General features: G+C 37.6%; 14 protein-coding genes and 3 other annotated features (1 of these 17 running past the window's edge). Of the genes, 11 read left to right on the forward strand and 3 right to left on the reverse strand.

The genetic code is table 11. The features are described 5' to 3' along the window. Window positions 1-48 (forward strand) — a binding site (T-box leader); it begins 181 nt to the left of the window's first position. Between the two features lie 44 nt (window positions 49-92). The 4 genes from pheS (at window position 93) to AC1Q8L_RS09795 (ending at window position 5,642) form a co-directional block, all read left to right on the forward strand. After that, window positions 93-1,127, forward strand: a complete 1,035-nt coding sequence (pheS, locus tag AC1Q8L_RS09780) for a phenylalanine--tRNA ligase subunit alpha (protein WP_000388222.1) — start codon at window positions 93-95, stop codon at window positions 1,125-1,127. Window positions 1,128-1,145: 18 nt separating this feature from the next. Beyond that, a complete protein-coding gene (gene pheT, locus AC1Q8L_RS09785) occupies window positions 1,146-3,566 on the forward strand; it encodes a phenylalanine--tRNA ligase subunit beta (protein WP_000498193.1) in 2,421 nt (806 codons plus the stop codon). A 153-nt stretch (window positions 3,567-3,719) separates the two neighbouring features. Continuing rightward, window positions 3,720-3,971: a binding site (T-box leader), on the forward strand. 52 nt (window positions 3,972-4,023) lie between these two features. Further along, entirely contained in the window at window positions 4,024-5,415 is a 1,392-nt protein-coding gene (gene asnS, locus AC1Q8L_RS09790) for an asparagine--tRNA ligase (protein WP_000432187.1), read from the forward strand. Window positions 5,416-5,507: 92 nt separating this feature from the next. Continuing rightward, a complete protein-coding gene (locus tag AC1Q8L_RS09795) occupies window positions 5,508-5,642 on the forward strand; it encodes a YuzL family protein (RefSeq protein WP_000039586.1) in 135 nt (44 codons plus the stop codon). Between the two features lie 42 nt (window positions 5,643-5,684). On the opposite strand, the gene AC1Q8L_RS09800 is transcribed toward AC1Q8L_RS09795, so the two are convergent. The 3 genes from AC1Q8L_RS09800 to rnhC form a co-directional block, all read right to left on the reverse strand. After that, complete coding sequence (locus tag AC1Q8L_RS09800; RefSeq protein WP_071713960.1) at window positions 5,685-5,912, reverse strand: hypothetical protein; 228 nt, start codon at window positions 5,910-5,912, stop codon at window positions 5,685-5,687. A gap of 11 nt (window positions 5,913-5,923) precedes the next feature. Next, window positions 5,924-6,202 carry a hypothetical protein gene (locus AC1Q8L_RS09805; protein ID WP_000924589.1) on the reverse strand — a complete coding sequence of 93 codons (279 nt, stop codon included), beginning with the start codon at window positions 6,200-6,202 and terminating at the stop codon, window positions 5,924-5,926. Between the two features lie 116 nt (window positions 6,203-6,318). Continuing rightward, window positions 6,319-7,254: a ribonuclease HIII gene (gene rnhC / locus AC1Q8L_RS09810; protein WP_000071573.1), complete on the reverse strand. Its 936-nt coding sequence runs from the start codon at window positions 7,252-7,254 to the stop codon at window positions 6,319-6,321. Between the two features lie 124 nt (window positions 7,255-7,378). On the opposite strand from rnhC, the gene zapA reads away from it, so the two are divergent. The 7 genes from zapA (at window position 7,379) to isdC (ending at window position 16,248) form a co-directional block, all read left to right on the forward strand. Continuing rightward, window positions 7,379-7,648 carry a cell division protein ZapA gene (gene zapA, locus AC1Q8L_RS09815; protein ID WP_000082701.1) on the forward strand — a complete coding sequence of 90 codons (270 nt, stop codon included), beginning with the start codon at window positions 7,379-7,381 and terminating at the stop codon, window positions 7,646-7,648. Window position 7,649: 1 nt separating this feature from the next. After that, window positions 7,650-8,189: a CvpA family protein gene (locus tag AC1Q8L_RS09820; RefSeq protein WP_000565409.1), complete on the forward strand. Its 540-nt coding sequence runs from the start codon at window positions 7,650-7,652 to the stop codon at window positions 8,187-8,189. Between the two features lie 55 nt (window positions 8,190-8,244). After that, window positions 8,245-9,963, forward strand: coding sequence for a DNA polymerase/3'-5' exonuclease PolX (gene polX / locus AC1Q8L_RS09825; RefSeq protein ID WP_000867533.1), 1,719 nt, complete (start codon window positions 8,245-8,247; stop codon window positions 9,961-9,963). Between the two features lie 19 nt (window positions 9,964-9,982). Further along, window positions 9,983-12,343: an endonuclease MutS2 gene (locus AC1Q8L_RS09830; protein ID WP_000893743.1), complete on the forward strand. Its 2,361-nt coding sequence runs from the start codon at window positions 9,983-9,985 to the stop codon at window positions 12,341-12,343. Window positions 12,344-12,538: 195 nt separating this feature from the next. After that, window positions 12,539-13,228 (forward strand): 23S rRNA pseudouridine(2604) synthase RluF, encoded by a 690-nt coding sequence (locus tag AC1Q8L_RS09835; RefSeq protein ID WP_000700736.1) that lies wholly within the window; start codon window positions 12,539-12,541, stop codon window positions 13,226-13,228. Between the two features lie 108 nt (window positions 13,229-13,336). After that, window positions 13,337-13,592: a binding site (T-box leader), on the forward strand. 115 nt (window positions 13,593-13,707) lie between these two features. Beyond that, complete coding sequence (gene brnQ6, locus AC1Q8L_RS09840) at window positions 13,708-15,033, forward strand: branched-chain amino acid transport system II carrier protein BrnQ6 (RefSeq protein WP_000842651.1); 1,326 nt, start codon at window positions 13,708-13,710, stop codon at window positions 15,031-15,033. A 495-nt stretch (window positions 15,034-15,528) separates the two neighbouring features. Next, a complete protein-coding gene (gene isdC, locus AC1Q8L_RS09845) occupies window positions 15,529-16,248 on the forward strand; it encodes a heme uptake protein IsdC (RefSeq protein WP_000757949.1) in 720 nt (239 codons plus the stop codon). Window positions 16,249-16,251: the final 3 nt, after the last annotated feature.

Below are 16,251 nucleotides of genomic sequence, written 5' to 3' on the forward strand. Positions count from 1 at the left end.
TTGTTCTGTCAATTTAGGGTGGTACCGCGAATTTACCTCGTCCCTTTTTGGGAGCGAGGTTTTTTTATTTTTAAAATTAGGAGGGTTCCAAAATGGAAGCACGTTTAAAAGAGCTAAAGCAAAAAGCGTTAGAGCTTATTGAAGAAGCGAAAGAGCTAAAGGGCTTAAACGACGTACGCGTAGCGTATTTAGGAAAAAAAGGTCCAATTACAGAAGTATTACGCGGCATGGGGAAATTATCAGCAGAAGAGCGTCCACGTATGGGAGCATTAGTGAATGAAGTACGTGAAGCGATTCAAACGCGTTTAGAAGACAAAATTAGCAACTTAGAAAAAGCAGTAATTGAAGCGAAATTAGCTACGGAAACAATTGATGTTACATTACCAGGTCGTCCTGTTGAAACAGGTTGTCACCATCCGTTAACAGCTGTTGTTGAACAAATTGAAGATGTATTCATCGGTATGGGTTATGAAGTAGCTGAAGGAACAGAAGTAGAAAAAGACTACTACAACTTCGAAGCACTAAACTTACCGAAAGATCACCCAGCACGTGACATGCAAGATACATTCTACATTACAGAAGAAACGTTACTACGTACACATACATCTTCTGTGCAAGCACGTACGATGGAAAATAATAAAGAAAAAGGCCCAATCAAAATTATCTGTCCTGGTAAAGTGTATCGCCGCGATGATGATGATGCGACGCATTCACATCAGTTCATGCAAATTGAAGGTCTTGTAATTGATAAAAACATTCGTATGAGTGACTTAAAAGGTACACTGCAAGTATTCGTGAAAAAGATGTTCGGTGAAGATCGTGAAATCCGTCTTCGTCCAAGTTTCTTCCCATTCACAGAGCCATCTGTAGAGATGGATATTTCTTGTATGATGTGTCATGGCAAAGGTTGCGGCACTTGTAAAGGAACTGGCTGGATTGAAATTTTAGGCGCAGGTATGGTTCACCCGAACGTACTTGAAATGGCTGGTTATGATTCAAAAGAATATCAAGGTTTCGCATTCGGTATGGGCGCAGAGCGTATCGCAATGTTGAAATACGGCGTAGATGACATTCGTCATTTCTATACAAATGATGTACGTTTCCTACAACAATTCAAACGAGCGTAAGGGAAGGAGAGGATAAATATGTTCGTATCATATCGTTGGTTACAAGAGTATGTAGATATTAAAGATGTAACAGCACAAGAACTAGCAGACAAAATCACGAAAAGTGGTATTGAAGTAGAAGGCGTTGAAGTATTAAATAAAGGTGTAAAAGGTGTTGTAGTTGGTCACGTATTAGAATGTGAAAAACACCCAGAAGCTGATAAATTAAGCAAATGCTTAATCGATATCGGTGAAGAAGAGCCAGTTCAAATTATTTGTGGAGCTGCTAACATTGCAAAAGGTTTAAAAGTACCAGTTGCAAAAGTTGGTGCTGTACTTCCTGGTAACTTCAAAATTAAAAAAGCAAAACTACGTGGTGAAGCTTCTCACGGTATGGTTTGTGCTCTTCAAGAGCTTGGCATTGATGGAAAGTTAGTTTCAAAAGAATATGCAGATGGTATCTTCATCTTCCCAAGTGACGCTGAAGTTGGTGCAGATGCACTTGAAATTTTAAACTTACACGATGAAGTACTTGAGCTTGGTTTAACACCAAACCGTGCAGATTGCTTAAACATGTTAGGTGTTGCATATGAAGTGGCTGCTATTTACGGCCGAGAAGTAAAACTTCCAGCTATCGAATTACAAGAAACAGCAGAAAAAACTTCTGATTATATTTCTGTAAATGTAGAAGCGAAAGAAGAAAACCCATTATACATTGCAAAAATGGTTAAAAACGTAAAGATTGGTCCATCACCAATGTGGATGCAAACTCGCCTTATGGCAGCTGGCATTCGTCCAATTAGCAACGTAGTTGATATTACAAACTACATTTTAATGGAATACGGTCAACCGTTACATGCATTCGATTACGATAAATTAGGTTCAAAAGAAATCGTTGTTCGTCTTGCAAAAGAAGGCGAAAAAATTGAAACGTTAGATGATCAAGAGCGTACATTACAAAGCCACCACCTTGTAATTACAAACGGAACAAAAGCTTTAGCTGTTGCTGGTGTAATGGGCGGAGCGGATTCTGAAGTTACAAATGAGACAGTAAACGTTCTAATTGAGTCTGCATACTTTGCAGGTCAAACAGTGCGTCGTACATCAAAAGACTTAGGTCTTCGTAGTGAATCAAGTGCACGTTTCGAAAAAGGAATCGACCCAACACGTACATTTGAAGCAATTCAACACGCAGCTGCTTTAATGGCGAAATATGCTGGCGGTGAAGCACTTGAAGGTGTAGTAGAAGCTGACAACTTACAAGTACAAGAGCGTACAGTATCTGTTACTGCTGAAAAAGTAAACCGTGTATTAGGTACAAATATTTCTGCGAGTGAAATGGGTACAATGTTCACAAACTTGAAATTCCCATTCACAGAAGTAGAAGGAACATTCCATGTAAATGTACCAGCACGTCGTCCTGATATTACAATTTCAGAAGACTTAGTAGAAGAAGTGGGCCGTCTATATGGTTATGACCACATTCCAGTTACATTACCTTTTGGAACAATGACTCGTGGTAAATTAACATCAGCACAAACGAAACGTCGTAAAGTACGTCGCTTCTTAGAGGGTGCTGGTTTATATGAAGCAATCACGTATTCATTAACAAGCGCTGACAAAGCGAAACAATACATGGTTGAGCCAAACGAAAAAGCACCTGTAAACCTTGCGCTTCCAATGAGCGAAGAGCGTAGCCAACTTCGTTTAAGCTTAGTGCCACAATTGCTAGAAGCAGTTTCATACAATGTTGCTCGTAAAAACGACAGCGTTGCTTTGTACGAAGTAGGTTCTATCTTCTTACCAACAGAAGCAGGAGAACTTCCGAAAGAAGAACAACACCTTGCAGGTGTTATGACAGGTCTTGCTCTTCACCATGCATGGCAAGGTGAGAAGAAAGTAGTAGACTTCTTCGTTGTGAAAGGTGTACTAGAAGGACTATTCGACGTACTTGGCGTTTCAAACCAAATCACATATGCACCAGCGAAACGTGAAGGTATGCACCCAGGTCGTACAGCTGACATCGTATTAGATGGCGAAGTAATTGGTTTCATCGGTCAATTGCACCCAGAAGCAGAAAAACAATTAGATGTGAAAAATACATTCGTATTTGAACTATCTCTTGTAAAAATATTCGGTGCAGACGCTGAAGAGACTTACTACTCAGCAATTCCGCGTTTCCCATCTATGACACGTGACATGGCTGTTGTAGTAACAAAAGAAACAAAAGCTGGTGAAATGAAGCAAGTCATTGCTGAAGCTGGCGGAGAACTTTTGAAAGACGTAACACTATTCGACTTATACGAAGGTGAAAAAATGGAAGAAGGCAAGAAATCACTTGCATTCTCTATGACTTACTTCGATGCAGAACGTACGTTAACAGATGAAGAAGTAACAGAAGCGCATAACCGTGTATTAACAACGGTAGAAGAGAAATTTGGTGCGGAGTTACGTAAGTAATTAGAAAATTGCCGGATTCATTCCGGCAATTTTTTTATTGCACAATCGTCGACAGATGTCGGTAAGTCGATATATTACAAAAATCGCTTATATATTTTATGGCATCTTGCATCTTTCTCTCGAATGTAGTACATTAATTTTAGTTTAACAAAATGAAAGACGATGATAAGGAAAAGTAGTATATACTATAATCCAAAGCGAGTCAGGGGCGGTGAGAGCCTGATGAGGCGGTATATGTGAAGAACACCTTGGAGTTGCTAACCGAAATTGAATCTTGTATTCAAGAGTAGACTTAGACGGGAGGCCGGCCTGTTACAAACCGGGAAGTATGTATTACATACGAGTTAAAGTTGGTCTTTATGACAAATTGGGTGGTACCGCGAAGTTTAACCTTTCGTCCCTTTATGGATGAAAGGTTTTTTTGTATTTAAATATATCAGCAAAGGAGAATTTCACTATGGAAAACACATTAGTAAAAAGTCTGTATAGAGATACAGAAAAGTATGCAGGTCAAACAGTACAAGTATCAGGGTGGATTCGTAATTTACGTGATTCAAAAGCATTTGGTTTCATCGAATTAAACGACGGTAGCTTTTTCAAAAGCGTTCAAATCGTTTTCGATACAGAATTAGAGAACTTTAAAGAAATTGCAAAGCTTCCACTTAGCTCTTCAGTGAAAGTAGAAGGTAAAGTAATTGCAACGCCTGGAGCGAAGCAACCATTTGAAATTAAAGCAGAAAAAATTGATATCGAGGGCTTATCAGATTCTGATTACCCACTTCAAAAGAAGCGTCATACGTTTGAATACTTACGTACAATCGCTCACTTACGTCCAAGAACAAATGCATTCTCTGCAACGTTCCGCGTACGTTCTATCGCAGCATTTGCGATTCACCAGTTCTTCCAAGAGCGTGGATTTGTACATGTTCACACACCAATCATCACTGGTAGTGATACAGAAGGTGCTGGCGAAATGTTCCGCGTAACAACGCAAGATTTAAATAACCTACCAAAAGGTGAAGACGGAAAAGTTGATGAATCAAAAGACTTCTTCGGTAAAGAAACAAACTTAACAGTAAGTGGACAGCTGAACGCTGAAGCGTATGCATTAGCATTCCGTGATGTATATACATTCGGACCTACATTCCGTGCGGAAAACTCAAACACAACTCGCCACGCTGCTGAGTTCTGGATGGTTGAGCCTGAGATTGCATTCGCTGAGTTAGGCGATGTAATGGATCTTACAGAAGATATGCTGAAATATGCAATGAAATATGTATTAGAGCATGCACCAGAAGAGATGGACTTCTTCAACAGCTTCGTTGATAAAACAGTTCTAGAGCGTATGAACAACGTGATTAACTCTGACTTCGGTCGCATCACATATACAGAAGCAATTAAAGTACTTCAAGAATCAGGTGCTGACTTCAAATACCCAGTAGAATGGGGTATTGACTTACAAACAGAGCATGAAAGATACTTATCAGAAGAGATCTTCAAACGCCCTGTATTCGTAACTGACTACCCCAAAGACATTAAAGCGTTCTACATGCGTATGAATGAAGATGGAAAAACAGTAGCTGCTACTGACCTTCTAGTTCCTGGCATCGGCGAATTAATCGGCGGAAGTCAACGTGAAGAAAGAATGGACGTTTTAGTAGACAGAATTAAAGAATTAGGTATGAACGAAGAGGACTACTGGTGGTACTTAGAACTTAGAAAATACGGCGGTACAAAACACGCTGGATTCGGTCTAGGTTTCGAGCGCTTCCTAATGTACATCACTGGTATGGCTAACATCCGTGACGTAATTCCATTCCCAAGAACTCCAGGTTCTTCTGAGTTCTAAAATATGAAAAAAGCGAGAGGATTTCCTCTCGCTTTTTTGTTTGCATAGTTTATGACCCCGTAGCAAAAAGTAACGCGAAGGGGTGAATATAAATGAGTAAAAAAGTGAAAAAAGATCATGCAAGGTCAAGCCTTGGTTCTCCAGAAGTAGAAGGACAAGGAACGACGACACATGAAACAGGTTCACATAAAGTACCTTCATCAAATAAGAAGCAGAAACGAAGCTAACATAAAAAAGGAGAGTCTTGGCGACTCTCCTTTTTTCATGTATTACATCTTCTTATCGTTAATTTCTTTTGTAATGTTATCGACATCTTTGTCTAATCGATCGAAATAGAAAAACCACAGTAAACTCATGAACACGTAATAGATGGCCATCACGCCAAGATTATCAGATATATTTTCGAATGTGGATTTAGTAGTGAAAAAAGCTCCCCAAATGGTAGAAATAGTGAAGTAAGAAAGTGGGCCTACGAGGTGTACGAAAACATATAATATCTTTTTAACTTTTACAGCGTTCGTATGAAAAACCTCCTCTTTCTAATCATACATTCAAGTTCCTCACAGAAGTGTTGTAGTTTTGCTGGATTATGTATTAACGAGCGAGCATCGTGTTTCCCGATAAATTTTCGAATCCGAAAGTTTAATAAGAAAGATCGGCCATAGCGCTCTATTAAATCGTTGAACGCTCGTTGTTCACTTAATAGCTGAATGTTTTCCCTAATTTCAAACTGTCTTTCGTGTGGATCGCCTAGTAAAATATTTAGAATCATTTGTATAAGTAGCAATGGGGATCTCCTCCTTTGTTAGAATAATCTGTATATTATAATTATAACAAAACTATAAGGACAATAGTAGGGTGAAACAAAAAACAGGAGTTTGTAGGCTCCTGTTTTTGTCGATACTATTTTAATAAGCGAAGCGCCTTCTCCGTATTAGCGAAATGCAGTTTCACAAACTCAGGTAATCGTTCTTTACCAAGCTTTTGAATTAATTTAGCAGCAGCGATATCAACTTGTTTACCAGCACCTTTTGGAAGTGGCATACCAGCTTTTTTACTTAGTTCGTCAAACTGTTTTACGAATGAGTAGCGAGCTAAAATAGAAGCAGCGGCTACTGCTAAATGGACGCTTTCACCTTTCGTAGCGAAATAAACATTTTCACGCTGTACCTGTTTTTGTTTTGCTAAATATTTATAGTATGTATCAGGTTGTGTGAATTGATCGATTAAGACGCCTTCAGGTTTTGTAGGTGCCATTTTAGCTAATAAGTTTGTAATAGCTTTATTGTGTAGTAAAGCTTTTAACTTACCTTGGTTGTTTCCTTTATCAAATAGCTCGTTATATTTTACATTATGAAGGACAAGGGAGCTGTAAGGAACAACGTGTAGAAGTTGTTTCGCAATGGCAGTAATTTGATCGTCATTTAAGTTTTTAGAGTCTTTTACACCAAGTTCTTTTAGTAGTGGAATTTGCTTTGCATCCACATATACAGCAACGACTGTCATCGGTCCAAAGAAATCTCCCGTACCAACTTCATCAGACCCTACAATAGACATTGTACCGATGGAAGCGGGCGGCGCATAACGATGGGAATCGACAGATTTTTTTACAGCTGTTTTCGGTGTTTGAGAGACAGTTTGCCAACGAGAAGCTTCTGCTTCAGCGCGGCCTCCTTGGAACATTACTTTTCCAGATTTATACGCTGTAATTGTGCAAGATGGTACCTTGGCCATGAAGATTCCGCCTTGTGGAATTTTTGGGCTAAGCGAATGTTTATATTGTTGTTTCATGTCTTCAATTACTGTAGAATTTGTTTGAATTACGATAGAATTTGACATAATGGTCGCCCCTTTTTTTATATTGTTATTTTTATCATATCGGATTGTTCTTTCTGTTTCCATATTATGAAGGTTCATGGTATGATAAACTTTAGGATTCTGTACGTGATTGGAGGCCGGTGAGTTGTCACAACAAAAGGGAAAGAAAAGTCGAATTAATGTAGAAATCTATGGTCAGCAATATTCAGTTGTTGGCGATGAAAGTACAAGTCATATCCGCATGGTAGCAGCGATTGTGGATGATAAAATGCGCGAACTCAATGCCAAGAATCCTTCGCTTGACACGAGTAGACTAGCGGTATTGACGGCGGTAAACGTCATACACGATTACATAAAATTAAAAGAAGAACATGAGAAATTGAAAGAAAGTATGACAAAAAAAGGAATGGAATAACATGATTGATATTATTATCATTTTACTGCTTGTTATGGGATTTTTCCTCGGTTTACGCAGAGGGTTTATTCTGCAACTTGTAAAGTTAACAAGCTTTATTATCGCATACCTTGTTGCATACTGGTACTGTAAAGATTTAGCGCCAGCACTTGCGAAATTTATTCCGTATCCATTTGATAAAAACGTATCTGTTCCAGAATGGATTGATGCAAATAATATTGAGACAGTATTTTATCAAGCGCTTGCGTTTATCATATTGTTTATTATCACTAAAATTGCACTTTCATTACTTGGTAATTTGTTAAATATGTTTGCAGAAATACCGGTTTTAAAGCAAGTAAATGCGTTTGCGGGGGCAATCCTCGGATTTTTAGAAGTATATATTATTTTGTTTGTCTTAATTATCATTGGAAATATTCTTCCGATTGAACAAGTACAAACACCATTACAAAAATCATCAATTAGCAAAATAATTGTAGACGATACACCGATTCTATCTGAAAAGGTGAAGGAACTATGGCAGACAGGTAGCAGAGTATAACTTCTCTTTTTTCGGAAAGAGAAGTTTTTTTCTATGAAAGAAAGGCGGGGCAATGATGAAAGTAAATAAAAAACAAGTTATCAAATTATTAGAGACAATCGGGCTTTTTATGGAACTAAAGGGTGCGAATCCATTTAAAATATCTGCATTTCGTAAAGCGGCAGCAGCATTAGAAAGTGACGATCGTAGTCTTTCTGAAATTGAAGATTTCACAAAGATTCCAGGAATCGGAAAAGGAACAGCAGCCGTTATTCAAGAATATATAGAATCGGGAACATCTGAAGTATTACAAGAACTTGAGAAAGAAGTACCAAGTAGCTTATTGCCGTTATTAAAACTACCAGGACTTGGTGGTAAAAAGGTGGCTAAGTTATATAAAGAACTTGGTGTTGTTGACATGGAATCGCTAAAAGCTGTTTGTGAGGAAAATAAAGTACAGGCTTTAGCAGGTTTCGGTAAGAAGACAGAAGAGAAAATATTAGAAGCAATCGATCAAGTAGGCTCTCGTCCAGAGCGTTTACCAATTGCGATGGTATTACCTATTGCCGGGGAAATAGAGGAGAAATTGTCGAATATTGCTGAAGTCATTCGTTTCTCTCGCGCTGGTAGCTTACGCCGTGTTCGTGAGACAGTGAAAGATTTAGATTTTATCATTGCAACGACAGAACCAGCAGCGGTACGTGAGCATTTACTACAATTCGATAATATGATTGAAGTAATCGCAAGTGGAGATACAAAAGTTTCTGTCCGTCTTCAATATGAATATGATATTTCAATCGATTTTCGTTTAGTAAAACCAGAAGAGTTTATTACAACTCTTCACCATTTCACAGGATCAAAGGACCATAACGTAAAAATGCGTCAAATCGCAAAAGATAAAGGCGAGAAAATTAGTGAGTACGGTGTAGAGAACTTGGAAACAGGTGAAGTGAAAACATTTGAGACTGAAGAAGACTTCTTCGCTCATTTCGGTCTGCCATTTATTCCGCCAGAAGTGCGTGAAGATGGAAAAGAAATTGAATTAATTAAAGAGTATCCGAACTTAATTCAGTTTTCCGATATACAAGGTGATTTACATATGCATACAACTTGGAGTGACGGTGCTTTTTCTATTGAAGAAATGGTACAAGCGTGCCGTGCTCGTGGATACAAGTTTATGGCGATTACTGATCACTCGCAATATTTGAAAGTAGCGAATGGTTTAACGAAAGAGCGTCTTCGTGAGCAAGCGAAAGAAATTGAACGTATGAATGAAAAGTATCCAGACATTACAATTTTACGCGGAATTGAAATGGACATTTTACCAGATGCCTCTCTTGATTTTGATGATGAAGTATTAGAAGAATTAGACTATGTCATTGGAGCGATTCACTCTAGCTTCTCACAAGACCGTGAAACGATTATGAAGCGTCTGCGTACTGCACTTGAGAATAAACATGTCACAATGATTGCCCATCCGACAGGACGTCTTCTCGGGCGCCGTGAGGGTTATGATGTAGATACAGATTTATTAATTGAACTCGCAAAAGAGACAAATACAGTTTTAGAATTAAATGCGAATCCGAACCGTCTAGATTTAAGCGCGAAATTATTAAAACAAGCACAAGATGCTGGTGTAAAAGTAGCGATTAATACGGATGCTCATACACTTGAAATGTTAGAAGATATGGAAACAGGTGTAGCTGCAGCACGTAAAGGTTGGATTCAAAAAGATAACGTGATTAACACATGGGATATTGAACGTTTATTAGACTATATTAAACGTAATAAGTAACACAAGGGGGACCTGCAACATGTTAGAAAGAACGTTGCGTGTATTAGAATACAATAAAGTAAAAGAACAATTACTTGAACATACAGCCTCTTCACTTGGCCGTGATAAAGTGAAGAATTTAGTGCCGAGCACTGATTTTGAAGAAATTGTAGAAATGCAAGATACAACGGATGAAGCAGCGAAAGTCATTCGTTTAAAAGGTAGTGCACCATTAGGTGGCATTACGGATATTCGCTCGAATGTGAAGCGTGCAAAGATTGGAAGTATGTTAAGCCCAAATGAACTACTTGATATTGCGAATACGATGTATGGTAGCCGTAATATGAAACGTTTCATTGAAGATATGGCTGATAACGGTGTCGAGCTTCCGATTTTAGAAACTCATGTCGCTCAAATTGTATCTTTATATGAGTTAGAAAAGAAAATTACAAATTGCATCGGTGATGGCGGTGAAGTAGTCGATAGTGCGAGTGATAAACTGCGTGGTATTCGTACTCAAATTCGTACTGCGGAAAGCCGTATTCGTGAAAAGTTAGAAAATATGACGCGTTCTTCAAACGCGCAAAAGATGCTGTCTGACTCGATTGTAACAATTCGTAATGAACGTTACGTAATCCCAGTAAAACAAGAATACCGCGGCGTATATGGCGGTATTGTTCACGACCAATCTGCTTCTGGACAAACATTATTTATTGAACCACAAGTAATTGTAGAATTAAATAATGCACTACAAGAAGCACGAGTGAAAGAAAAACAAGAAATTGAACGCATCTTATTAATGTTAACAGAAGAAGTGGCAGTAGAAGCCGATATCGTTTTATCAAACGTAGAAGTAGTTGCAAATCTTGATTTCATCTTTGCGAAAGCTTTTTATGCGAAACGAATTAAAGCAACGAAACCAATTGTAAATAACGAGCGTTATATGGATTTAAGACAAGCTCGTCATCCGCTAATCGATCCAGAAATTATTGTGCCAAATAACATTATGCTAGGTAAAGATTTCACAACAATTGTTATTACAGGACCGAATACAGGTGGTAAAACAGTTACGCTGAAAACAGTTGGTATTTGTGTATTAATGGCGCAATCTGGTCTTCACATTCCAGTAATGGATGAGTCAGAGATTTGTGTATTTAAAAATATCTTTGCTGATATCGGTGATGAGCAGTCGATTGAACAAAGCTTAAGTACGTTCTCCTCACATATGGTGAACATTGTAGATATTTTAGAAAAAGCTGATTTTGAAAGCTTAGTTTTATTTGATGAATTAGGTGCTGGAACAGACCCGCAAGAAGGTGCTGCACTAGCAATTTCGATTTTAGATGAAGTATGTAACCGCGGTGCTCGCGTTGTTGCTACGACGCATTACCCAGAATTAAAAGCATACGGATACAACCGTGAGCAAGTTATTAATGCGAGTGTTGAGTTTGATGTAAATACATTAAGTCCAACTTATAAGTTATTAATCGGTGTACCAGGTCGCAGTAACGCCTTTGAAATTTCGAAGCGCCTTGGATTATCTGATCGCGTTATTGACCAAGCACGTAACCACATTAGTACAGATACAAATAAAATTGAAAATATGATTGCGAAGTTAGAAGAAAGCCAGAAGAACGCAGAGCGTGACTGGAACGAAGCAGAGGCACTTCGCAAACAATCTGAGAAACTTCATCGTGAGTTGCAACGTCAAATTATTGAGTTTAACGATGAGCGTGATGAAAAATTATTAAAAGCGCAAAAAGAAGGGGAAGAAAAAGTCGAAGCTGCGAAGAAAGAAGCAGAAGGTATTATTCAAGAACTTCGTCAATTGCGTAAAGCACAGCTTGTAAATGTGAAAGACCATGAGCTTATTGAAGCGAAGAGCCGTCTAGAAGGAACAGCGCCAGAGCTTGTGAAGAAACAAAAAGTAAACGTGAAAAACACTGCGCCGAAACAACAGTTACGCGCAGGTGATGAAGTAAAAGTATTAACGTTCGGTCAAAAGGGTCAATTACTTGAAAAAGTAAGTGATACAGAGTGGAGCGTACAAATCGGTATTCTGAAGATGAAAGTAAAAGAATCTAACATGGAATACATTAACACACCGAAGCAAACAGAGAAAAAAGCAGTCGCAAGTGTGAAGGGTAGAGATTACCACGTTTCATTGGAACTTGATCTTCGCGGTGAACGTTATGAAGATGCAATGATGCGCGTTGAAAAATATTTAGACGATGCCCAGCTTGCAAGTTATCCTCGTGTATCAATCATTCACGGTAAAGGAACAGGAGCGCTTCGCCAAGGTGTACAAGATTACTTGAAGAAGCATCGCGGCGTGAAGAATTACCGTTACGGTGACATGGGCGAGGGAGGCCTAGGCGTAACAGTTGTCGAATTAAAATAGCAAACAACGAAACAAAGGGGAAACCATTATATGTTTATGGACAAACTTGCAAAAGTATTGTTAGCTTGTTGTGGAATATTTTTGGTGATTGGGGTTATTTATTTAGTTGTTTTTGCGAAGTGAAAAAGCGTCAATCGTGGCATAATGATATTGCCATAGATTGACGTTTTTATTATATATGAAAAGGAACAAAACATGAAAATCAACCAATACATAAGCGAAGCAAAATCATGCTCAAGACGTGAAACAGACCGCCTTATTAAAGCTGGACGCGTGGCTATTAATGGCGAAATATGTACGCACGGTGCACTTGTGAGCGATGGTGATGTTGTAACGATTGATGGACAGGTTATTGCGAAAGAAGAGAAAGAAAAGGTGTATATCGCATTTCATAAACCAGTCGGAATTACTTGTACAGCAGCTGATCATATTGAAGATAATATTATTGATTATATCAATTACCCAGAGCGAATCTTTCCAGTTGGGCGATTAGATAAAGCATCAGAAGGACTTATTTTATTAACGAATGATGGCGCGATTGCCAATCAAATTTTACACGGTGATCACGAACACGAGAAAGAATATGTCGTCACAGTCGATAAACCTTTTACGGACTGGTTTATTGATGAGATGTCCAGCGGTGTAAAGATTAAAGATGGTATGACGAAGCCGTGCAAAGTGACGAGAGTCGATCAATCAACATTTCGTATCGTTTTAACGCAAGGAATGAACAGGCAAATTCGTAGAATGAGCCGTGCTTTTGGGTTTACTGTAATAAAGCTAAAGCGAGTACGGATTATGAATATAGAGCTAAATGAGCTTGAAGTAGGAAAGTGGAGGAGCGTTACATCGGGGGAATTAGACATTCTAATAGATCAGTTATAGGGAGGAAAAATTTTCTCCCTATATTTTTTTGTCAGAAAAAATAAAACTATTGATTTTTTAAAAAATAGCCCATATAATAAAAAACAACAAGTTTCGACAAGATATTTTATAAAAGTAATGATGAGGACATGAGTTGTATTTTACGATTCTCAGAGAGGGGAGCCTTAGGCTGTGAGCTTCCTAATACGAAAAGACAAGCTTACCACCTCTAAACTTCAAGAGTGAACTGCATACATGATGCATTGTAATTCTTGACGGATAAAACCGTTATCAATTTACACGAGCTATAAAATGAGCTTATTTTGCTATAAATTCATTTTATTAGAATAAGGGTGGAACCACGATTTCAACACTCGTCCCTTTGTTAGGGACGGGTGTTTTTTGCGTTCTTTTACGGGGAAGTATGCTTGAAAGAGGATATGTGACGGATTTTAATTCAGAATATTTTGTCAATTAATTATTTTAGGAGGTTAGTAGAAATGAAGTCATCTTTAAAGTTTTCAGAGATGTTTGCAATAAGTTTAATGTTATTTGCACTGTTTTTTGGTGCAGGCAATATGATTTTTCCACCAGCGTTAGGGCAAGGTGCTGGAACGGACGTATGGATCGCGCTGTTTGGTTTTATCGTAACAGGGGTTGGACTACCTTTATTAGGAGTAATTGTTATAGCTTTAAAGGGAGATATTAATGAGCTAGCAGGACGTGTACATCCTATATTCGCACTTGTTTTTATCACTGCAATTTATTTATGTTTAGGCGTATTCGTAAGTGTGCCGCGTACAGGAACAGTAGCTTATGAGATGAGTGTTGCACCGTTTTTACCAAGTGAGATAGCTGGTCAGTCATATCCACTTGTTATCTTTACACTTATTTTCTTTGCAGTCACTTTCTATTTAGCTTTAAATCCTTCGAAATTAGTGGGGCGTATTGGTAAAGTACTAACTCCAATATTATTAGCAGTTATTGCAATTATCGTAGGTAAAGCACTTATTACACCAATTGGAGAATTTGGTGCACCGACAGAAGCGTATAGTGCTCCTCTCTTTAAAGGATTTATTGATGGATATTTAACTTTAGATGGACTTGCAGCACTGGTATTCGGAAATGTTGTAATTCATGCGTTAAAAGAAAAAGGCATTACAAATAAAAATAGTATTGCAAAAGTAACAATCTTTGCAGGATTTATTGCAGCGCTTGGTTTACTACTTGTGTATTTAGCGCTTGCGTATCTTGGAGCTTCTAGTGTATCGCTTGGAATGGGCGCAAACGGAGGAATTATTTTAACAAATGTCGTGAATCATTTATTTGGTAGCTACGGAACTTTATTACTAGGGATCGCAATTACAGCAGCATGTTTAACAACTTCTGTAGGTATTGTTGCAGCTTGTGGTGATTACTTCTCTTCCTTATTACCAAAGCTTTCTTATCAAAAAGTCGTTTTTATTTTCTGTGTATTAGCATTTATGGTAGCAAACCTTGGGTTAACTCAGTTAAATGCATTAGCATTACCAATCTTAATCTCCATTTATCCAATTGGAATCGTACTTATCGTATTATCACTTGTTGAAAACTACGTTCGTCTTCCATTAGCGATGTATGTGGGCGGGATTGTAGGAGCATTTGCAATAAGTTTCTTTGATGGGTTACACAATGCAAACCTTCAAATTGCAGCGCTAGCACCTATTTTAGATAAGATTCCATTATATAGTGTAGGAATTGGTTGGTTAGTTCCAGGCATAATCGGTATAGGATTTGGTTATATAGTTTCTAAGTTTCAAAAGCAGGAAATTGCTGTAGAAAAATAGAGAAAAGAGGCTTTCTATAATAGAAAGTCTCTTTTTTTGTAGAAAAAGCCATATATAGAGAAATTCAGATATTAAAAATTTTATACGTAATATAGTTGACAAAAAATTTATGAGTAGGCTAAGATTGACTTAGTTGTGGAAATATTGGAAGGGAAGTGAGGGAAAAGGGGTTTCTATAACTAATAAAGTGTTGTTAGGGGGAAGAGGTGAAAGAAGAGGAGAAGAGATAGTTTATTTTTTTTGATTTATATTGAGAATGATAATCAATATAAATGAGTTTTGTAATTTTTTCTCAGTTTCTATGCCTTCATATAAGGAATAGGGTGAGATATTATTTTTAACATTAAATGAGAATGATAATCAATAATGCTTATGTTACATAAAAGAATGCTAATTAAATAATAGGTAGAAGAGATTATTTTTTTCTTATAAATTGAGAATAATTATCATTTTCAAAAAGTGAAGTGAAAGATAACCAAGGAGGAAACAAGAAAAATGAAAAAGGTTTCTGTATTACCCGCTTTTATTATAACGTTCGTATGTATGCTAGCTTTTCTTGTAATGCCATACGGGAATGCATCAGCAAAACTAGCTGATGGTACTTACGATATTAATTACGTAATTCAAAAAGCGGAAAATGATTCAGCTTCAATGGCAAATGACTATTTTGAAAAGCCAGCAAAATTAATAGTGAAAAACGGTGAGATGAGAGTACAAGTTCCGATGAATCATAGTGCTTGGATTACAGAATTTAAAGCACCAGAGAACGGGAATTTTGTTGATGCGAAAGTTGTTAGTAAAGATGAATCGGCAGATAAAAGAACAGTAGAGTTTAAAGTAGATGATTTATCCAAACCAGCAGCTGTAAAAATTCATGTTGTTGTACCAAATGCAAACTATGACCACCACTACACAATTCGTTTTGCTTTTGATGCAAATGTAAAAGCTGTAGGTGGCGATAACGGCGTAGCTGCTACAACAAAAAATAATGATCAAGCGAAAACAGATACACAAGTAAAAGAAGAGAAAACAAAAGTAGAGAGTAAGGAAACAGCTAAAGAAGCGAACAAAGAAACAAAAAATGAAAATGAAAATGGAAAAGCTGAAAAAACAGATAACCCAAAAACAGGCGATGAAGCACGTATTGGATTGTTTGCAGCGTTAATTCTTATTTCAGGTGCTTTCTTAATTCGTAAAGTGAAATTGAGTAAATAAATC

The sequence above is a fragment of the Bacillus sp. GW823-FHT06A11 genome, assembly GCF_058795355.1.